The sequence below is a fragment of the Rhizobium sp. BK512 genome (assembly GCF_014194915.1).
Lineage (GTDB): Bacteria > Pseudomonadota > Alphaproteobacteria > Rhizobiales > Rhizobiaceae > Rhizobium.
In genome coordinates this window covers 516,463-534,896 of sequence record NZ_JACIAS010000003.1, presented here as the reverse complement: position 1 = coordinate 534,896, position 18,434 = coordinate 516,463, and the positions used below count along the sequence as shown (strand labels likewise).

The window sequence follows — 18,434 nt, the reverse complement described above, 5'->3', positions numbered from 1 at the left end:
TCTCCTTGTGGAAGGTCGCCGTCGTCTCGGCTGCGGCCTTGAAATTCGGCTCAAGTCCAATTTAGGAAACTTGATATTTTCCAAAATATGAGTTAAAAAAGAGAAGTCAACAAGAATTTGGAAAATCACGATGGTCCAAAATCACGAAATCGAGAAGAAGCCACGTGGCAGGCCGCAGGTGCGTTGTGACGAGGATACGCGCGGCGTGCTCATCGAAGCCGCCAACAAGCAGTTTCACGAGAATGGCTATGCCGCGGTCAGCATCGCCGCAATCGCCCAGGAAGCCGGCGTTTCGACGAAGACGCTTTATCGCCTGTTCCCCACCAAGGCAGATCTGTTTTCCGAAATGGTCTCGAATCGCACGGAACGCTTTCTCATGGCGCTCGATCCCGGCACGTTAGCAACGGCCGAACTCCGCCAGGGGCTGGAACGCATGCTGATGGCCTATGGCATGCTGACGCTTTCGCAGGACACGATCACGATTACGCGCCTCGTCATCGGCGAATCCGACCGCTTTCCCGAGCTCGCCAGCTCTTTCTACGACAAGGCGATCATGCGCACCAACGCGTCGATGGAAAACTGGCTGCGCCGTCAGGTGGAACACGGGCTGATAGAACTCGAGGACCCGCACGCCGCTTGCGGCATGCTGCGCGGCATGATGATCATGGAGCCCCAACGCGCCACCATGCTGCGCCAGCTGCCGCCGCCGAATATCGAGGAGATCGCTTCGAGGGCGAGAATGTGCGCAGATATTTTCCTCAGGGGATGCGCGGCTTATGATAGCGGGGAGCATATCCACGCGAAGAACGCCGACGGGTGAAATACCGAGCACTCGCCGAATTGCCCGGTGCAATATCATGAAATCTATCTCGCGCCGGAGCACCGCCGCGAGGATCGCGACGGCATCCGGCGGATCTGCGCCACATCAGGCCGCGAGAACCCCCGCTTTTTTCGCTGTCCAAGTGGCGATCAGGTCCATCAGGCCGGGCGAAAGGCAATCGTAAGGCTCAAGCCCAACCCCCTTGAGGCGCGAACGTACGTCGCCCATTTTGCCGGGATCGTATCCGCTTTCGATGATCGACGATACGAAGGCGGCAAAGCCGGGTGCCGCCCAGCCTTTCTCCTGGAACCGTTCTGGATGAACGAAGGAGAGGCCCTGAAAAGCATGGTCGCGCTCGACAGGCCCGTACATGTGGACCCCGCAATCCTTGCAGGCATGGCGCTGGATGAGCGCAGACGGATCGACGACCGCCAGCTTGTTTCCGTTCTCCAGAACCTCGACGTTGGCAGTCGGCGCCACGGCAACCACTGAAAAGACCGCGCCCTTCGGCTTCCAGCACTTCGTGCAGCCACAGGCATGGTTATGGGCAATGTCGCCCTTGACGCGGACTTTCACCGGATTGCTCGCGCAATTGCATACGAGCGTGCCGCCGACAAATGACGCATCGGTCGCCCGGTATCCTGAATCCACGATTGGGTGGATCGCTACATTGTTCATGCGTTGTCTCCTTCCCTTCCTGGGCCGCGGCGGAATGCCGTGGCCAAGCCCTGTGTCACCGCGCAAACCCCTCGATGGCCAGCACGAGACCTCCTCCGCAAGCGAGTATATCACCACGCCGGCGATATCGTCCGCCCCTCTTCTGCGCGTGAGAACGCTTATGCGAGCGGACGTTCGTAAGCTTAACCGACTGTCGGCTCGAGGAGCACATCGAGATGGGATGTGGGCTCATCGGTCGTGCTCACGCACTCCCGCAAACCGGTCTTTGCGTCAGGGTTTCGCGCGGTCAGGATGGGCTGCCTGGAAGGCTGGCAATTTGGCGCATTTGCCATCGATCTCGACGATCCGCTTGAAGTCGGACATGTCCACTCCCCAGCGGCGGGCATTGTAGACCTGTGGAACCAGACAGAGGTCCGCCATCGTCGGCGTATGTCCAAAGCTGAACCGGTCGCCGGCCGGATCGACCATCGCCTCCAGCTTGCGAAGTCCGTCCGAGATGAAATGCTTCATCCATTCCTCGCGGGCGTCGCTCTTGTCCGTTACGGTCATCAGATGCGCCACGACATGCGTGTTGCATATCGGATGGATGTCCATGGCGACCGCGTATGCAAAGGCGCGCACTTTCTGGCGATCGGAACTATCTGCTGGCAGCAACCCACATTCCGGCCGAAGCTCGGAAAGATATTCGATGATTGCCAGTGATTGAGTCAGAATTTTCCCATCGATCACCAATGTCGGGACGAGCCCCTGCGGGTTCAGTGCCAGATATTCCGGCTTCCTGTGCGCTCCCTCCAGCAGGTTGATCGGCACTGTTTCGTAATCGATCTCCAGGAGATTGAGCGCAATGCGGACGCGATAGCTCGCCGATGACCTCCAGTAGTCATAAAGAACGACGTTGTTCACTGCAGCTTGCTCCTCAAAGGACGATTCCGGCTGAAGGAATTATCGATATTTCACGACGGTCTGCTCGATCGCCCCGAAGATCGAATGGCCGGCATGATCCTTCATCTCGATGCGGACCTGATCCCCGAACTTCATGAATGGGGTCATCGGCGCCCCGGTTTCGATCGTCTCGATCATCCGTATCTCGGCAATGCAGGAGTAGCCGTCCCCTCCGTCGCCGACCGCCCTGCCCGCCCCGCCATCCAGCTTGTTGGAAACTGTTCCCGAGCCGATGATCGTTCCAGCCACCAGATTGCGGGTTTTGGCGGCATGCGCGACGAGCTGGCCAAAATCAAATGCCATGTCGATGCCGGCATTCGCCTTGCCGAATGCCGTGCCGTTCAGGCTCACAAGCAGCGGCAGACACAACTTGCCGCCATCCCAGGCCTCCCCGAGCTCATCCGGTGTCACCGCGACCGGAGAAAATGCCGATGCCGGTTTGGACTGGAAGAAACCAAATCCCTTGGCGAGTTCGTCCGGTATGAGGCCGCGCAGCGACACATCGTTGACGAGCACTACCAGGCGGATGGCATTGCGCGCAGCTTGCGCGCCGGACCCCATGGCGACGTCGCCGGTAATGACGGCAACCTCGCCCTCCATGTCGATCCCGTAGCTCTCGTCACCCACCACGATCGGATCTCGCGGCGCAAGGAAGCCGTCCGAACCACCTTGATACATCAGCGGATCGGTCCAGAAGCTCGCCGGCATGTCGGCGCCACGCGCCTTGCGCACCAGTTCGACATGGTTGAGATAGGCAGAACCGTCGGCCCACTGGTAGGCCCGCGGCAAAGGCGATGCGGCATCGTGCTCGTGAAACCGGATCGTGGGCTGTGCTCCTGCCTCGATGCCCTCAGCAATTTGTTCGAGCCTCGGAGCCACCTGCTCCCAATTATCAAGAGCTGCCTGCAGGGTGCGGGCAATGTGACTGACTTCGGAGCAGCGGGTAAGGTCGCGGGAGACGACGACAAGCCGGCCATCTCTCGTGGAGTCTTTTAACGTCGCGAGCTTCATATCCCGTTCCCGTACCGGAGGGTGTCTGACCTATTTACGTGATGCCTCACTTGATACCGGGGGTTCCATCGAACTTGCGTTCCAGGCCGTCCCAGCACTCCAGGTAATTGTCCTGCAATGTTTCAAGCTCCGCCGCATATTTCGTCAATTGCTGCGGGTACCGGGTCTCAAACATGAAAGCCATGGTGTGATCCAGCTTCACCGGCTTGAGCTCGGAGTTGGATGCCTTTTCAAAGGCAAGTGCGTCTGGCCCGTGGGCGAGCATCATGTTGTGCAGGCTCATGCCGCCGGGGACGAAACCCTCCTCCTTGGCGTCATATTGGCCATGGATCAGGCCCATGAACTCGCTCATGATGTTGCGGTGATACCAGGGTGGACGGAAAGTGTGCTCGGCCACCAGCCAACGCGGTGGAAAGATCACGAAATCCACATTCGCCGTGCCTGCATCTTCGGTCGGGGCGGTCAGCACCGAAAAAATCGACGGATCAGGGTGATCGAAGCTGATCGCGCCAACAGGCGAAAACGTCCGCAGATCGTATTTGAAGGGCGCATAGTTGCCGTGCCAGGCCACCACGTCGAGCGGTGAATGACCGATATCGGTGACATAGAATTTTCCGCACCACTTCACATGAACGCGGCAAGGCTTTTCCTTGTCTTCGAAAGCGGCGACGGGTGTCTTGAAATCGCGCGGATTCGCCAGGCAATTGGCGCCGATGGGACCTCGGTCCGGCAGGGTGAATTTCGCGCCGTAATTCTCGCATATATATCCGCGCCAGACCGGCTGTTCGCCACCTCTCAGAACCTTGAACATCATGCCGCGCGGGATGAGGCATATTTCCAGGGGTTCGACATCCATGATGCCCATTTCGGTGAACACCCTGATGGCACCGAGCTGCGGCACGATCAGCAGTTCACCATCGGCGTTGAAGAAGTAGTCATCCACCATGTCCTCATTGAAGACATAGGCATGGGCCGACATGCCCACCTGGGTCGTGACGTCGCCCGCCGTCGTCATTGTCCGAACGCCCTGAAGGAACGTCAGTTTCTCGGTCGGCGCGGGAATGGGGTTCCAGCGAAGCTGCCCGAGGGGAAGCGAATGTTCGTCCAGGCAAGGTGCGGTTTTCCAGAGCGGGTAGGAAACATTCGAAAAGCGGCCTGTGTGGCGCACGCTCGGGCGAATGCGATAAAGCCAGGACCTTTCGTTCGTCCCGCGCGGGGCGGTAAACGGCGAGCCGGAAAGCTGCTCGGCATAGAGACCGTAATTGCATTTTTGGGGGCTGTTCTGGCCTTGCGGCAAGGCGCCGGGAAGCGACTCCGTTTCGAAATCGTTGCCGAACCCCGGCATATATTTCAGCTTGTTCGCAATCACTGCTTCACCCTCGGAAGCCTGGATCGATGTCTGGTCCATTGCTCAACTCCTCCCCCCGAAAACTCTTGCAGCGCCGCGCATCTCTTCAGACGCGCGGGACAGCCCCAAGAGTTTACTCCGCCGCAGTCCCGATGACACCACGCTTGATCTGATCGGCCTCGATCGACTCGAAGAGAGCACGGAAATTGCCCTCGCCGAAGCCCTCGTCGCCCTTGCGCTGGATGAATTCGAAGAAGATCGGGCCGATGACCGTCTTGGAGAAGATCTGGAGAAGGATTTTCGTCATGCCGCCATTCAGCACGCCCTCGCCGTCGATGAGGATGCCATGCCTCTTCATGCGTTCGACGGGTTCGCTATGCCCATTCACGCGTTCATAAGACATATCGTAATAGGTCTCCGGAGGGCCTGGCATGAAGCGCAGACCATTGTCGGCAAGCCCGTCGGTAGCCTCGTAGATATCTTCCGTTCCAACGGCGATGTGCTGGATGCCTTCGCCCCTGTACTTCTTCAGATATTCCTCGATCTGGCTCGTGTCGTCCTTCGATTCATTCAGCGGAATGCGGATCTTGCCGCAGGGCGACGTGATCGCCCGGCTCACCAGACCGGTGATACGCCCATCGATATCGAAGAAGTGAATCTGTTTGAAATTGAACAGGTTTCGATAAAAATCCCACCACTTGTCCATGTTGCCACGAAAGACGTTGTGGGTGAGATGGTCGAGATAGTAGAAACCGATCCCCTGCGGATGCGGATTACGCTCGCCAAGCCAATCGAACTCGGCATCGTAGGCCGATCCCTTTGCGCCATAGGTCTCGACAAAGTAGAGCAGCGAGCCGCCAATACCGACGATCGCCGGGACGTCGAGCGCCTTGTCGTCGCCTTCATAGGGCACGGCGCCTTTTGACACGGCGTGATCGAATGCGTGTCTGGCGTCGACCACGCGCCATGCCATCGACGGAGCGCAGGGACCATGCTCCGCGACGAACCGAGCGGCATGGCTGCCGGGTTCTGCATTCAGGACATAGTTGATGTCGCCCTGACGCCAGACGGTGATGTCTTTCGTTTTGTGCTTTGCGACTGGGACGTAGCCCATGCGCGTGAAGAGTTCACCCAGTTTCTCCGGCTCAGGATGGGCGAATTCGACAAACTCGAATCCATCGGTGCCGGCCGGGTTGTCGGTGGTGATTTCCGAGGGCGGCGCATCATGCGGAAAAGGGCCCATTTTCTCCTCCTGGGAACTGGACTTCGATATGCAAAGTGTGGCGCAAAACGCATGCAAAGTTCTTGCATTCTTCACGGAGGAGGAAAAGATTATGCACATTTCGTGAGGATTCTTGAGGTTTTGCGCAATGGATGAACAGCTCGACAGATTGGATTTACGCCTGCTCCAGGAGCTTCAAAAAGATGGCCGGTTGACGAACAATGAGTTGGGCGAGCGGATCGCGCTTTCCCCCTCGCAATGCTCGCGCCGGCGCACCAGACTGGAGTCCGAGGGATATATTCGCAGCTACCGGGCCTATCTCGATCAACAGAAGCTGGGTCTGGATATGCTGGTGGTCATCTCCGTGACCCTTGCGACCCACAACAGGGACAATGCTCGCAGGTTTTCGCAGCTGATCAACGGATTGCCGGAAGTTCTCGAAGCCTATGCGCTGACCGGTGAAATGGACTATCACCTGAAGGTAGCGACCCGCGGGCTCGCCGACCTCTCGAAATTCGTCAACGACGTTCTGTTACCCCACGAGTCGGTGCAGCACGTGAAGACCTCGATCGTGCTCGACACGCTGAAAACATTCGAAGGCTTTCCGATACACATGCCGGGTCATTGACATGGCGATAGCACGCGGTGATCCGGCACCAAGCGTCAGAGCGGCAGCTCGGTCGAGAATTTCAGCTCGCGCAGCACGAAGCTCGATACAACCGTGCGCACATGCGGGTTGCGCATGAGGTAGCGGGTCATGAAGGCTTCGTAGCCTTCCACGTCTCTCGCCCTTATCTTCAGCATGTAGTCGAAGGCGCCTGACAAGGCGTAGCACTCCATGATTTCTGGCCGCTCCAGCACCACCGAAGCGAAGGATGCGACCGCCTCTTCGTGATGATCTTCCAGTGTTACATGCGCGATGACGCAAAGCTTGAGATCGAGTTTTCCGGGATCGAGCAGCGTCACGCGCTTGCGGATGACACCGTCAGCCTCAAGCTCCTGGATCTTCCGCCAGGCCGAGCTCTGAGACATGCCGGCCTTTTCCGCCAGGTCTGCCAGCGAGAGGCTGCCGTCGGCCTGGACGAGTTGCAGAAGTTTACGGCGAAAATTCCCAGATTCTTTCATTTTTGGCACCCTGCTCGGGAATATTTGCCACCATTATGGCGACAGCCACCACGAAAGAAAAGAAAATCCTCCAAATCCGGGGGATAATGGCGCGGACGCCGTCCCCGGGAGGATCAGATCATGACCAAGGAAAGCAGCTACACCGCAAAATTGCCCGGGACCGATGGTCTATATGACTATAGCTCCGAAGAGGATGCAATTTGGGGCGAACTCTACCGGCGCCAGATGAAGCTGCTCGCCAATACGGCCTGCCGCGAATATCTTGATGGCGTTAAAATGCTGGGGCTCAAGCCCGACAAGGTGCCTCAGCTTCTCGATGTGAACAGGCGCCTGAACGAGACCACCGGCTTCGGGGCGGAAGGTGTACCGGCGCTCATTCCGCCCTCGCGCTTTTATGAACTTCTGTCGCAAGGCAAATTCCCGCTCGCAACCTTCCTGCGCCGTCGCGAACATATCGACTACATCGAGGAGCCGGATCTGTTCCACGAAGTTTTCGGCCATTGTCCGATGCTGACCAACCAGAGCTATGCCAATTTCGTGCGACATTTCGGCGAAGCCGCCGTCCGCCTTGGCAAAGGCTATTCCTGGCATCTGTTCCGTATCTTCTGGTTTACCGTCGAGTTCGGCCTGATCAATACGCCGCAAGGCCGCCGCTGCTTCGGCGCAGGGATCGTTTCATCGCCAAGCGAAGCCAAGGCGGCAATGGAAGGCACGGCATGCGAATTTCGGCCATTCGATCTCATGAGCGTGCTGAGAACGCCCTACCGGATCGATATCCTCCAACCGATCTACTACGTCATCGACAGCTTTGCCGATCTTGAAGCGATCGTCGAACAGGATATCGAAGGCATGATCCTGAAGGCGAAATCGCTGGGCGATTTCGCGCCAGCCTTCGAAGCCAAAGCTTCGTGAAACGCTGACAATATGGCGGCCGCGAGGAGCGAGCTTTTGGCCTTTCCTTCACCGATCTTCCAATCCTGGCAACGCTCACTTCGGTCCGGCTCGACCTCCCAGATCATCTCGGCCTGAGGCAACTGACGACCAGACGACGTCAGCGATGCTTCGCAAACGTCAATCGCTCAGGTCTGAAGCGCTCGCACCGGCCCGGTGGACTCGCGCAGGATGAGTTCAACCGGCCATAATTCGTGGATCTCCGTCGGCGAGCGCCCCGCAAGAAGCTGGAGGACAAGATCGGCGCAACGCGTACCAGCCGCACGCATCGACGACCGGGTAGCCGACAAAGACGGGGCCATGTTGTCGGCCGTCAGATAGGGAAAGACGTCATCGTGAGCGATGACCGAGACATCGCTGCCGACCTGCAGCCCCAGCGAACGCGCGGCCCGATAAATGCCGAGCGCCGTCATCATGGATCCGGCGACAAATGCCGTCGGCCGCTTCGGCTGCTCGAGAAATGAGCGTGCAAAGCGAAAGCCGAGTTCGTCGGTGAAATTGCCGTTGGCGATCAATTGCGGATCGACTTCGATCCCGTGGCTCTGCAAGGCGCTGCGGTAACCGATGTCACGATGCAGGGCATAGGTCGCACCCTGGCGGCCATTGATCATCGCAATCCTCGTATGACCGAGATCGATCAGATGCGAAGTCGCACGGCGCACAGCCCCTTCATTGTCGATATCGAGCCAGGGGTGCGGCACGTCGATATCTGAACGGCCATGAACGAGAAACGGCATTCCCAACTCATGCAACAAAGCGATGCGCTGATCGTTGGGTCGAGGCGAATGCACGATCATTGCATCCACCCTTTGGCTTTCCGCCAGCCGCCTGTAAAGCTGCATCTCTGCATCGGATTCTGGATTAGCCATCGGAATGACCAGAATATCGGTGTCTTCCCTGACAAGACGCTCCGCCATGCCCGCCATGAATTCCGCAAAGTGAAACTCGCCGGCGCGCCCCATGACAACGCCAATAGCGCCAACCCGGCCGGTTTTCAGCCTGACCGCATTGACGTTCGGTCTATAGCCCAGCCGCACGGCCTCTTGAACGACGCGGGCGCGCGTCACCTCGCTTACCTCGGGATAGCCACTGAGCGCGCGGCTGACAGTCGTGGGAGATAATCCAAGTTGTTTTGCGAACTCTTTGAGTTTCATTGACCGAAAAGACTTTCATCGCCTGCGCTGCCGGGCATCTATACCATCGGCCTCGCAAATTCCACATTCTATGCCGTCGACTATATTTTCTCAAATCGATTTCAATTTTATTCGCCGCCTAGATGACCGCCACCAGGCTCAGGAAATCACGACTCATGACTTCACCATTGATTTATAACGACATTTTGTATTGCTAAACAAGTACCGGTAGCAGCCCAGAATCCGCCTTGACAGGGTATCGACCTTCTGACAGGTTTTCACAGCCAAATCGATTTCAATTTGGTCTTTGGGAGGAGAAAATGAAGTTTCGTTTCACAGCGGCCGCTGTCGCGGCTGCGCTTATCGGCGCGTCGGTACCGTCTTATGCCGCCGAGATCAGCATTTCAGCGAGCTCTACCGGCAAAAACCTCGATCTGCTCCGTAAGCAGCTCGATGCCTTCGGGAAGGCCACCGGCAATACCGTTAAGATCGTCACCATGCCGTCCTCATCCACGGAACAGTTTTCGCAGTATCGGCTCTGGCTCGCAGCCGGCAACACAGATGTCGACGTCTACCAGACGGATGTTATCTGGGCCCCGCAGTTGGCAGACCAGTTCGTCGACCTGAAGGATGCCACCAAGGACGTCGTCGGCGACTTTTTCCCGGCGATCGTTGCCTCCCAGACCGTGAATGGCCGCCTGGTCGCAATGCCGCTTTACACGGACGCGCCGGCCCTCTTCTACCGCAAGGATCTTCTTGAAAAATACGGCAAACAGCCGCCGAAGACCTGGGACGAGATGGAGGCAACCGCCAAGGAAATCCAGGAAAAGGAACGCGCCGCCGGTCAGAAGGACCTGTGGGGCTATGTCTTCCAGGGCAATGCCTATGAAGGCCTGACCTGCGATGCACTGGAATGGGTCAAGTCCTCGGGCGGCGGCCAGATCATCGAGACCGACGGCACGATTTCAATCAACAACGAGAAGGCTGCGGCAGCACTCAATCGCGCCAAGGGCTGGATCGGCACGATTTCGCCGAGCGGCGTGCTTGCCTATCAGGAAGAAGAATCCCGCGGCGTCTGGCAGACCGGCAACTCCGTCTTCATGCGTAACTGGCCCTACGCCTATGCGCTGGGCAACGGCGCCGACAGCCCGGTCAAAGGGAAGTTCGACGTGACGACGCTTCCCGTTGCCGCAGAAGGCGACAAGCCCTCCTCGACGCTCGGCGGCTGGAACCTCGCCGTCTCGAAATATTCGAAGAACCCGGATGCGGCGATCGAACTCGTCAAGTTCCTGACCTCGAAGGATAGCCAGAAGCAGCGCGCTATCGAACTTTCAAACCTGCCGACCCTATCGGCGCTCTATGACGACAAGGATATTGCCGCCGCGCAGCCTTTCATGCCGAACTGGAAGCCGATCTTCGAGAACGCCGTGCCGCGGCCGTCGGCTGTTGCCAAGGTCAAGTATAACGAGGTTTCCGCCAAGTTCTGGACTGCCGTCCACAATACGCTCTCCGGCAGCGGGACAGCCGAAGAAAACCTAGAGCTTCTCGAAGCCGATCTGACGACGCTGCAAGGCAGCGGCTGGTAACCGATCGAGGCGGCAGCGTCGGATTTCCCGCCGCTGCCGCTTCCGATAACGCCGTCGTCGATTGTCTCGTGAAGCGGATATTCCATGAGTGAAGTTGCAGTCTCCCAAAATCTGAGCACGGGCGCGCACACAAAAGCGATCTCTTCGGATCTGAGCGCAGAACGCGTCCGGTCCGCCTGGATCTTCCTGGCTCCGACCCTGCTGATCCTGGCCATCGTTGCCGGCTGGCCGCTGTTCCGCACCATATACTTCAGCTTCACCGACGCGTCGCTGACGAACCTCGGCGATGCCAAGTTCATCGGCTTCGACAACTATCTTTCCTGGGTCACCCTGAAGAGCGGCCGCACGATCTATAGAGGACTGCTGGCCGATCCCGCCTGGTGGGGCGCGGTCTGGAACACGGCAAAATTCACGCTGCTGTCGGTGACGATCGAAACCGCGCTCGGCCTCATCGTCGCTCTTGTGTTGAACGCACAATTCGTTGGCCGCGGCATCGTGCGCGCCGCCATCCTCATCCCTTGGGCGATCCCGACCATCGTTTCCGCCAAGATGTGGGCCTGGATGCTCAACGACCAGTTCGGCATCCTCAACGACATGTTTCTCGGCCTCGGGCTCATCAGTCAGAAAATCGCTTGGACGGCGGATCCCAATACCGCGATGATTGCCGTGCTGATCGTCGACGTCTGGAAGACGACGCCGTTCATGGCGTTGTTGATCCTCGCAGCCCTGCAAATGGTTCCAGCCGACATCTACGAGGCTGCCAAGATCGACGGCATCAATCCCGTCAAAGTGTTCTGGCGTCTGACCCTGCCGCTGATACGTCCGGCCATCATGGTTGCCGTAATCTTCCGCATGCTCGACGCCATGCGCATCTTCGATCTCATCTACGTGCTGACGCCGAACAACGCCCAGACCAAGACCATGTCGGTGATGGCGCGCGAGAACCTCTTCGATTTCGACAAGTTCGCCTATGGCGCGACCGCCTCCACCGTTCTGTTTCTCATCATTGCCTCGGTCACCGTGCTCTACATATGGCTCGGCCGCGTCAAACTCGGGGGGCGCGAACACTGATGCTGCTCACAGCCACCAAGAATACCCTGTTCTATCTGCTGGTCGCCGTCATCGTCGTCATCGCAGTCTTCCCGTTCTACTATGCGATCCTGACGAGCTTCAAAGCCGGCACCGCCCTTTTCGAGGTCACCTACTGGCCAAGTTCGATCTCGCTGGAAAACTATGCAGGCGTGCTGACGACGGGAAGCTTCATCCGCAGCCTCGGCAATTCGCTGCTCATTGCCTGCCTCGTGGTTGCCGCCTCTCTGCTGCTCGCCGTGACCGCATCCTACGCACTTGCCCGTGTGCATTTCCGGGGCCGAGCGCTCCTGATGCTGACCATCCTGTCCGTCTCGATGTTTCCGCAGATCGCCGTCCTGGCGGGGCTTTTCGAGCTCATCCGCTGGATCGGCATCTTCAATACCCCCTTCGCATTGATCTTCTCCTACATGATCTTCACGCTGCCTTTCACGGTCTGGGTGCTGACGACCTTCATGCGGGATCTGCCGATCGAGATCGAAGAGGCGGCCATCGTCGATGGCGCCTCCCCCTGGGTCATCATCACGCAGGTGTTCATGCCACTGATGTGGCCAGCGCTCGTCACCACCGGCCTGCTCGCCTTCATCACGGCCTGGAACGAGTTTCTGTTCGCTCTGACTTTCACCTCATCGGATGCGCAGCGGACAGTGCCGGTGGCGATCGCTCTGCTTTCAGGCGGCAGTCAGTTCGAAATCCCCTGGGGCAATATCATGGCGGCATCGGTCATCGTCACCGTGCCCGTCGTCATCCTTGTTCTTATTTTTCAACGCCGGATCATTTCCGGGCTGACGGCCGGCGGCGTCAAAGGCTGAGGAAAGCGCGACATGGCACAGATTAGACTCGATAATATCCGCAAGAGCTTCGGCGCGTTTGAAGTCATCAAGGGCGTCAGCATGGACATTCGCAAGGGCGAATTCATGGTCTTCGTCGGCCCGTCCGGCTGCGGCAAGTCCACCTTGCTGCGCCTGATCTCGGGACTTGAGGACATAACGTCAGGCACGCTCTCCTTCGATGGCGAGCCGGTCAATCGTCTTTCCCCGTCGAAGCGCGGCATCGCCATGGTCTTCCAGTCCTACGCGCTCTATCCGCACATGTCGGTCTACGAGAACATGGCCTTCGGCATGAAGCTCTCCGGCCGGACCAGGGAAGAATGCAAGGCGCGCGTCGAACAGGCGGCCGGCATGCTGCAGCTCTCACCCTATCTGGAGCGGCTGCCGCGCCAGCTTTCGGGCGGTCAGCGCCAGCGCGTCGCCATCGGCCGCGCGATCGTTCGTGACCCGAAGGTCTTCCTCTTCGATGAGCCATTGTCGAACCTCGATGCTGCATTGCGCGTTGCCACAAGGTTGGAGATCGCCAAGCTTCACCGCGGCATGCATGACACGACGATGATCTATGTCACCCATGATCAGGTCGAGGCCATGACCTTGGCCGACCGGATCTGTGTCTTGCGCGATGGCGTTGTCGAACAGGTCGGAACACCGATCGAACTCTACGAGACCCCGAATTCGATCTTCGTTGCCGGTTTCATCGGCTCGCCGAAGATGAACTTTCTCTCCGGTCCGTTTGCAGCACCCTATAATGCCCACACGATCGGGGTCAGGGCCGAACATATCGAATTCGCCGATCAGGCCCCAGCGTGGACCGGTACCGTCATCCATTCCGAAATCCTCGGCTCGGACAGTTTCGTCTACCTCGACATCGGCTCTGCAGAGCCGCTCATCGTTCGAGAAACCGGCGTGTCCAGCCATCAGCCCGGCCAACAATTGGGCGTATCGCCGATCAACGGCCGCATTCACAGCTTCGACCAATCCGGACGCGCGCTCGAAAGGGTTCCTTTCAAGGGCGCTGCCTGAACAACCCATCAAACCAACAGGATCTGACCGCCTCCCATCGGTTCCGGTCCGCTACATGCTGCAAAGGAGCATAGTCATGGCCATTCGCACCGTCGTATGGGGAGAGAACATCCATGAGACAACCAATGAGATCGTCCGGGGCATCTACCCTGAAGGCATGCACACGACCATCGCCAAGGCGCTGAACACGGATCCGGCGATTTCGGCGACGACGGCGACACTCCAGGAGCCCGAGCATGGCCTCACCGAAGCCCGGCTTGCCGAGACCGATGTCCTGACCTGGTGGGGTCACAAGGATCATGGTGCTGTCTCCGACGTCGTCGTGGAGCGCGTCGCCAAGCGGGTCTGGGAAGGCATGGGCCTTTTGGTGCTGCATTCCGGCCATTTCTCGAAGATCTTCAAGCGGCTGATGGGCACTCCCTGCGCACTCAAGTGGCGCGAGGCCGGTGAACGCGAGCGGTTGTGGACGATCAACCAGCGCCATCCGATCGCAGCCGGTATCGGCGAGCATTTCGAACTTGAAAACGAGGAAATGTACGGCGAGCAGTTTTCCGTGCCGGAGCCGCTGGAGACGGTGTTCATCTCCTGGTTCCAGGGCGGCGAAGTCTTCCGCTCGGGCCTGACCTGGCGGCGTGGCGCCGGCAATATCTTCTATTTCCGTCCTGGCCACGAAACCTACCCGACCTATCACGATGCAACGGTGCAGAAGGTGCTGATCAATGGCGTGAAGTGGGCCTATAACCCGCAAGGCGATCTGAAGAGCATCACCGATGCTCCAAATGTGCCGGTAGAAAAAGCACTGGAGCCGATCGTCGAACGCGGCCCGAGACTGCATCAGGCCGGCGAAGCCGGTTACCGCTGAGGAGAATAGAAATGCGTCTACTCGTTCTTGGTACGGGCATGATGGCCAAAAACCAGGTTGCCAACTTCCTCGCCATCGACGGTGTCGAGGTGGTCGGCGCCGTCGATACGGATCGGGCGCGGCTCGATGAGTTCGCCGATCATTTCAACATCGAAAAACGCCTCAGCACGCTCGACGAGGCGATCGCCTGGGGCGAATTCGACGCAGCCACAAATGTAACGCCTGACCGCGTCCACCACGCGACAAGCCTCGCGCTGATCGCCGCCGGCAAGCACGTCTTTTGCGAGAAGCCGCTGGCGGAAAACTATGCGCATGCCTTGGAAATGACGGAAGCCGCGGAGGCCGCCGGCGTCATCAACATGGTGAACCTTACCTATCGCAATGTCGCACCGCTGCAGCGCGCCCGCGAGATGGTACTGGCCGGCGAACTCGGCACTATTCGTCATGTGGAAGCGTCCTATCTGCAAAGCTGGCTGGTATCGCGGGCCTGGGGCGACTGGCGCACGGAATCGCGCTGGCTCTGGCGTTTGTCTACCGGCCACGGATCGAACGGCGTGCTCGGGGATGTCGGCATCCATATCCTGGATTTTGCCGCCTATGGTGCGGCGACTGACATCGATCACGTCTTTGCGCGGCTGAAGACCTTCAACAAGGCACCCGGCGGGCAGATTGGCGAGTACATGCTCGATGCCAATGACAGCTTCACCATGTCGGTCGATTTCACCAATGGCGCGCTCGGCGTCATTCATGCGACCCGCTGGGCGACCGGCCATCTGAACGAGCTGAAGCTGCGCATCTATGGCGAAAAAGGCAGCCTCGAAGTCATCCACCGCCCGGATGGTTCGGATCTTCGCGGCTGCTTCGGCGACGACATTGAAAGCGCCACCTGGCGTGATATCGAAGTGCCGGCAGTGCTGACCAATTATCAGCGCTTTGCAGAAGCCGTCAGGACCGGCAAGCAGGACGATCCCACCTTCCGCCACGCCGCCAATCTGCAGAAGGTCATCGATCTCGCGATCGTATCGGAGAAAGAACGTCGGGAGCTCAATCTGCTGGCCTCTGACACGCAGCAAGCCACGGCTGACCAGGAACCGGAAGGCAAGGCGGACGATCAGGGGCCGGTGCTGGCACTCGTCGTCTGACGGGTTGGAAAATATCGAAGGCCCGAATGTTCGGGCCTTCCTTGAGCCGACTGAGCTCGCTCTGCTTACTGCTCAACCGGCAGCTAGGCAGCCCTACCAGCCGCGCTCACGCCCCGATAGGCAATGAGATCCTCGATGGTGATCAAGTGAAGGCCGTGCCGCTCGGCAAACTGCTCAAGCTCCGGCAGACGCGCCATCGTGCCATCATCATTGGCCACTTCACAGATGACACCCGAGGGTGACAGGCCAGCCAGCCTTGCGAGGTCCACAGCCGCCTCCGTATGGCCCGGACGCGAAAGCACGCCGTTCGGATGCGCACGCAGCGGGAAGATATGACCGGGCCGCGCAAAATCCTCAGGGCGGGAATCCTCGCCGATGAGCGCGCGAACGGTTGCGGCGCGGTCAGCGGCTGAAATACCGGTTGTCGTTTCAGGGATATAGTCAACCGAGACGGTGAACGCCGTCTTCAGGAGTTCGGTATTGTTGGGGACCATCTGCGGGATCTGCAGTTCGTCCAACCGCTCACCTTCCATGGCCACGCAGATGAGGCCACGGGCATAATTCATCATGAAGGCGATTGCCTGCGGGGTGATCGCTTCGGATGCAATGACGAGGTCGCCCTCGTTTTCCCGATCGCGGTCGTCGACGACAACCACGATCTCGCCCCGCGCAATCGCGGCGATCGCATCTTCTATCTTGGAAATTGCCATTTCTCTGCCTTTCAAGGGTTAGCCGCGTGAGCGGCATTCATGGCCTGTCAAAAGCCACCATTATCCCTTGGGCGAACAAGCATATGAAACGCCGCATGCCGAGCGGCGTCCTCTGCGTTGCTCTCTTCCATCCGGACTGTGACCGTCGGCTCCGGCATCTCACCGGATCTGCTGACCCTTCGCTTTCACGAAGGCGCTCGCGGGCTCCGAGTTGCCTCGATACCGCCGGTGGGGAATTGCACCCCGCCCTGAGAACACTGCTTATGTAAATGACGAATGGCTTGTTCTGCAAGAGGTTGGGTACAGATCACGTCGCGAGAATTGCCTCTCGGTGATGAAAGCACCGTTTCCTATTGTCGAACAGCGCTAGGACATGATCAGCCCGCCATCGACATTGATGGTCTGGCCGGTGATATAGGCCGCGTCATCGCTTGCAAGAAAAGTGACTAGGCCGGCGACGTCTTCGCCCGATCCGGCGCGCTTCATCGGGATGCCTTCGACCCATTCTTTCATGAGCTCGCCGGGTGCGTAGTTGCCGAGCAGCTTGCCCCATGCCTGGTCGTTATAGGCCCACATGTCGGTTTCGATTATGCCCGGGCAGAAGGCGTTGACGGTGATGCCGTCGGTCGCGACTTCCTTGGCAAGGCTTTGGGTGATGCCGACGACGCCCATCTTCGAGGCAGCATAATGCGGCGTATAGATGAAGCCATCGCGTGCCTGGCCGGAAGCCGTGTTGATGATACGTCCGCCGCGACCATGTTTGCGCATGCGAGCGATCGCTTCCTGGGCACAGAGGAACACGCCCTTGGTATTGACCGCCATGACCTTGTCCCACTCGCCCTCGGTCATGTCCTCGATGCGGGCGATGGTGATGACACCGGCATTCTGGATTGAGACGTCGACAGCGCCGAAGGCCTCCTCAGCGGCGTCATAGAGAGCTTTGACGCTTGCCTTGTCGGTAACGTCGCCAACAAAGGAGATCGCCTTTCCGCCGTCGGCCTTGATCTGCTCGGCAACGCCATGCACACTTTCCTCGTTGGCGGAGACCACGAGATTGGCGCCCTCGCGCGCGAAGCGTTTGGCAATCGCCGCACCGATACCGCGGCTTGCACCCGTAATGACCACGGTCTTGTTTTCGAAGCGTTGCATTCTCTTTATCCTTTCACTGGAGCCCGCGTGAGCGCCGTTTTGCAAACCGGCGACACTTGCCTCCTCACCAGACTTCAAACGGCTGCAGAAATGATCCCGGCAAATTCCGATGCCTTCAGCGAAGCACCGCCGACCAGCGCTCCATCCACATTGCGAAGCCCGAAAATCGCCTCGGCATTGGATGCCTTGACCGAACCGCCATAGAGGATCCTGACCGAATGGCCGTCATCGCCCAGCCGCTCTTCGAGCATCTGCCGGATCGCGGCATGGACCTCCTCAATCTGTTCGTTGGTCGGCACCAGCCCGGTTCCTATCGCCCATACGGGTTCGTAGGCGATGACGAGATTGGCGCTCGTTGCTCCCTCGGGAACGGATTCTCTGAGCTGTCCGCCAACAACTTCGATCGCCCGCCCTTCATCACGCTCGTGCCGCGTTTCACCGACGCACACGATCGCGATCAGGCCCGCCCGATGAGCGGCAACCGCCTTTGCAAGGACAATTTCATCATCTTCGCCGTGAGACACACGGCGCTCGGAATGCCCGAGGATGACATAGCGCGCGCCGACATCGGCAAGCATTTCAGCAGAGACATCGCCCGTATGCGCACCTGACTGCTGCGCATGGCAATCCTGTGCGCCGATGGCCAGGTTCGAATCCCTGACCCGCTCCACCGCGCGATCGATCAGCGTGAGGGGCGGGCAGACGACGATATCGCACGTCGCACCGCCCGTTAGTCCCTTCAGCGCCTCGATCTCAGCTTGGGAGGAGATGAGACCGTTCATTTTCCAGTTGCCTGCGATCAGCTTGCGCATC

The 18,434-nt window shown here is 58.9% G+C and carries 19 protein-coding genes and 1 riboswitch; of the genes, 9 read left to right on the top strand and 10 right to left on the bottom strand.

The window, feature by feature from the left end:
• The first annotated feature begins 130 nt into the window (after positions 1–130).
• Positions 131–820, top strand: a complete 690-nt coding sequence (locus FHX06_RS13350; protein ID WP_183879605.1) for a TetR/AcrR family transcriptional regulator — start codon at positions 131–133, stop codon at positions 818–820.
• Positions 821–925: 105 nt separating this feature from the next.
• Here the strand turns inward: FHX06_RS13350 and gfa are convergent, their stop codons facing one another.
• The 5 genes from gfa to hppD form a co-directional block, all read right to left on the bottom strand.
• Entirely contained in the window at positions 926–1,498 is a 573-nt protein-coding gene (gfa, locus tag FHX06_RS13345; RefSeq protein ID WP_112972684.1) for an S-(hydroxymethyl)glutathione synthase, read from the bottom strand.
• A gap of 270 nt (positions 1,499–1,768) precedes the next feature.
• Positions 1,769–2,401 carry a maleylacetoacetate isomerase gene (maiA, locus tag FHX06_RS13340; protein WP_183879603.1) on the bottom strand — a complete coding sequence of 211 codons (633 nt, stop codon included), beginning with the start codon at positions 2,399–2,401 and terminating at the stop codon, positions 1,769–1,771.
• A 39-nt stretch (positions 2,402–2,440) separates the two neighbouring features.
• Positions 2,441–3,451, bottom strand: coding sequence for a fumarylacetoacetate hydrolase family protein (locus tag FHX06_RS13335; RefSeq protein WP_183879601.1), 1,011 nt, complete (start codon positions 3,449–3,451; stop codon positions 2,441–2,443).
• Between the two features lie 46 nt (positions 3,452–3,497).
• A complete protein-coding gene (hmgA, locus tag FHX06_RS13330) occupies positions 3,498–4,859 on the bottom strand; it encodes a homogentisate 1,2-dioxygenase (RefSeq protein WP_112972687.1) in 1,362 nt (453 codons plus the stop codon).
• 73 nt (positions 4,860–4,932) lie between these two features.
• Positions 4,933–6,042, bottom strand: a complete 1,110-nt coding sequence (gene hppD / locus FHX06_RS13325) for a 4-hydroxyphenylpyruvate dioxygenase (protein ID WP_113202186.1) — start codon at positions 6,040–6,042, stop codon at positions 4,933–4,935.
• Between the two features lie 127 nt (positions 6,043–6,169).
• Between hppD and FHX06_RS13320 the strand changes: the two genes are divergently transcribed.
• A complete protein-coding gene (locus tag FHX06_RS13320; protein WP_113014537.1) occupies positions 6,170–6,649 on the top strand; it encodes an Lrp/AsnC family transcriptional regulator in 480 nt (159 codons plus the stop codon).
• 35 nt (positions 6,650–6,684) lie between these two features.
• On the opposite strand, the gene FHX06_RS13315 is transcribed toward FHX06_RS13320, so the two are convergent.
• Positions 6,685–7,146 carry an Lrp/AsnC family transcriptional regulator gene (locus FHX06_RS13315; protein ID WP_112972690.1) on the bottom strand — a complete coding sequence of 154 codons (462 nt, stop codon included), beginning with the start codon at positions 7,144–7,146 and terminating at the stop codon, positions 6,685–6,687.
• Positions 7,147–7,266: 120 nt separating this feature from the next.
• On the opposite strand from FHX06_RS13315, the gene FHX06_RS13310 reads away from it, so the two are divergent.
• The gene (locus FHX06_RS13310) at positions 7,267–8,058 is read left to right on the top strand and encodes a phenylalanine 4-monooxygenase (protein ID WP_183879599.1); all 792 of its coding nucleotides are present in this window, start codon (positions 7,267–7,269) and stop codon (positions 8,056–8,058) included.
• Positions 8,059–8,225: 167 nt separating this feature from the next.
• Here FHX06_RS13310 and FHX06_RS13305 read toward each other — a convergent pair whose 3' ends face one another.
• Positions 8,226–9,251, bottom strand: a complete 1,026-nt coding sequence (locus FHX06_RS13305; RefSeq protein WP_183879597.1) for a substrate-binding domain-containing protein — start codon at positions 9,249–9,251, stop codon at positions 8,226–8,228.
• A 299-nt stretch (positions 9,252–9,550) separates the two neighbouring features.
• Between FHX06_RS13305 and FHX06_RS13300 the strand changes: the two genes are divergently transcribed.
• From FHX06_RS13300 to FHX06_RS13275, 6 genes are all read left to right on the top strand, one after another.
• Positions 9,551–10,816, top strand: a complete 1,266-nt coding sequence (locus FHX06_RS13300) for an ABC transporter substrate-binding protein (protein ID WP_113116674.1) — start codon at positions 9,551–9,553, stop codon at positions 10,814–10,816.
• An 84-nt stretch (positions 10,817–10,900) separates the two neighbouring features.
• Positions 10,901–11,887 carry a carbohydrate ABC transporter permease gene (locus FHX06_RS13295; RefSeq protein ID WP_183850001.1) on the top strand — a complete coding sequence of 329 codons (987 nt, stop codon included), beginning with the start codon at positions 10,901–10,903 and terminating at the stop codon, positions 11,885–11,887.
• Positions 11,887–12,717 carry a carbohydrate ABC transporter permease gene (locus FHX06_RS13290; protein ID WP_113208279.1) on the top strand — a complete coding sequence of 277 codons (831 nt, stop codon included), beginning with the start codon at positions 11,887–11,889 and terminating at the stop codon, positions 12,715–12,717. The genes FHX06_RS13295 and FHX06_RS13290 overlap by 1 nt, the downstream gene beginning before the upstream one ends.
• A gap of 12 nt (positions 12,718–12,729) precedes the next feature.
• Entirely contained in the window at positions 12,730–13,758 is a 1,029-nt protein-coding gene (locus FHX06_RS13285; protein ID WP_183879595.1) for an ABC transporter ATP-binding protein, read from the top strand.
• 76 nt (positions 13,759–13,834) lie between these two features.
• Positions 13,835–14,620, top strand: a complete 786-nt coding sequence (locus tag FHX06_RS13280) for a ThuA domain-containing protein (protein ID WP_113144697.1) — start codon at positions 13,835–13,837, stop codon at positions 14,618–14,620.
• A gap of 11 nt (positions 14,621–14,631) precedes the next feature.
• The gene (locus FHX06_RS13275) at positions 14,632–15,762 is read left to right on the top strand and encodes a Gfo/Idh/MocA family protein (protein WP_183879592.1); all 1,131 of its coding nucleotides are present in this window, start codon (positions 14,632–14,634) and stop codon (positions 15,760–15,762) included.
• 83 nt (positions 15,763–15,845) lie between these two features.
• Here the strand turns inward: FHX06_RS13275 and ribB are convergent, their stop codons facing one another.
• The 3 genes from ribB to tpiA all read right to left on the bottom strand — a co-directional run bounded on the left by ribB (position 15,846) and on the right by tpiA (position 18,433).
• Complete coding sequence (gene ribB / locus FHX06_RS13270) at positions 15,846–16,472, bottom strand: 3,4-dihydroxy-2-butanone-4-phosphate synthase (RefSeq protein WP_112546492.1); 627 nt, start codon at positions 16,470–16,472, stop codon at positions 15,846–15,848.
• 115 nt (positions 16,473–16,587) lie between these two features.
• Positions 16,588–16,732, bottom strand: a riboswitch (FMN riboswitch).
• A gap of 106 nt (positions 16,733–16,838) precedes the next feature.
• Entirely contained in the window at positions 16,839–17,621 is a 783-nt protein-coding gene (locus tag FHX06_RS13265; RefSeq protein WP_112971686.1) for a glucose 1-dehydrogenase, read from the bottom strand.
• Positions 17,622–17,695: 74 nt separating this feature from the next.
• Positions 17,696–18,433: a triose-phosphate isomerase gene (gene tpiA, locus FHX06_RS13260; protein ID WP_113014543.1), complete on the bottom strand. Its 738-nt coding sequence runs from the start codon at positions 18,431–18,433 to the stop codon at positions 17,696–17,698.
• Between the last annotated feature and the right edge of the window lies 1 nt (position 18,434).

Bases quoted from the DNA above. Each gene is read 5' to 3' on its own strand.
- FHX06_RS13350 (WP_183879605.1), top strand. From the start codon at position 131: ATGGTCCAAAATCACGAAATCGAGAAGAAGCCACGTGGCAGGCCGCAG.
- gfa (WP_112972684.1), bottom strand. From the start codon at position 1,498: ATGAACAATGTAGCGATCCACCCAATCGTGGATTCAGGATACCGGGCG.
- FHX06_RS13335 (WP_183879601.1), bottom strand. From the start codon at position 3,451: ATGAAGCTCGCGACGTTAAAAGACTCCACGAGAGATGGCCGGCTTGTC.
- hmgA (WP_112972687.1), bottom strand. From the start codon at position 4,859: ATGGACCAGACATCGATCCAGGCTTCCGAGGGTGAAGCAGTGATTGCG.
- hppD (WP_113202186.1), bottom strand. From the start codon at position 6,042: ATGGGCCCTTTTCCGCATGATGCGCCGCCCTCGGAAATCACCACCGAC.
- FHX06_RS13320 (WP_113014537.1), top strand. From the start codon at position 6,170: ATGGATGAACAGCTCGACAGATTGGATTTACGCCTGCTCCAGGAGCTT.
- FHX06_RS13315 (WP_112972690.1), bottom strand. From the start codon at position 7,146: ATGAAAGAATCTGGGAATTTTCGCCGTAAACTTCTGCAACTCGTCCAG.
- FHX06_RS13310 (WP_183879599.1), top strand. From the start codon at position 7,267: ATGACCAAGGAAAGCAGCTACACCGCAAAATTGCCCGGGACCGATGGT.
- FHX06_RS13305 (WP_183879597.1), bottom strand. From the start codon at position 9,251: ATGAAACTCAAAGAGTTCGCAAAACAACTTGGATTATCTCCCACGACT.
- FHX06_RS13300 (WP_113116674.1), top strand. From the start codon at position 9,551: ATGAAGTTTCGTTTCACAGCGGCCGCTGTCGCGGCTGCGCTTATCGGC.
- FHX06_RS13295 (WP_183850001.1), top strand. From the start codon at position 10,901: ATGAGTGAAGTTGCAGTCTCCCAAAATCTGAGCACGGGCGCGCACACA.
- FHX06_RS13290 (WP_113208279.1), top strand. From the start codon at position 11,887: ATGCTGCTCACAGCCACCAAGAATACCCTGTTCTATCTGCTGGTCGCC.
- FHX06_RS13285 (WP_183879595.1), top strand. From the start codon at position 12,730: ATGGCACAGATTAGACTCGATAATATCCGCAAGAGCTTCGGCGCGTTT.
- FHX06_RS13280 (WP_113144697.1), top strand. From the start codon at position 13,835: ATGGCCATTCGCACCGTCGTATGGGGAGAGAACATCCATGAGACAACC.
- FHX06_RS13275 (WP_183879592.1), top strand. From the start codon at position 14,632: ATGCGTCTACTCGTTCTTGGTACGGGCATGATGGCCAAAAACCAGGTT.
- ribB (WP_112546492.1), bottom strand. From the start codon at position 16,472: ATGGCAATTTCCAAGATAGAAGATGCGATCGCCGCGATTGCGCGGGGC.
- FHX06_RS13265 (WP_112971686.1), bottom strand. From the start codon at position 17,621: ATGCAACGCTTCGAAAACAAGACCGTGGTCATTACGGGTGCAAGCCGC.
- tpiA (WP_113014543.1), bottom strand. From the start codon at position 18,433: ATGCGCAAGCTGATCGCAGGCAACTGGAAAATGAACGGTCTCATCTCC.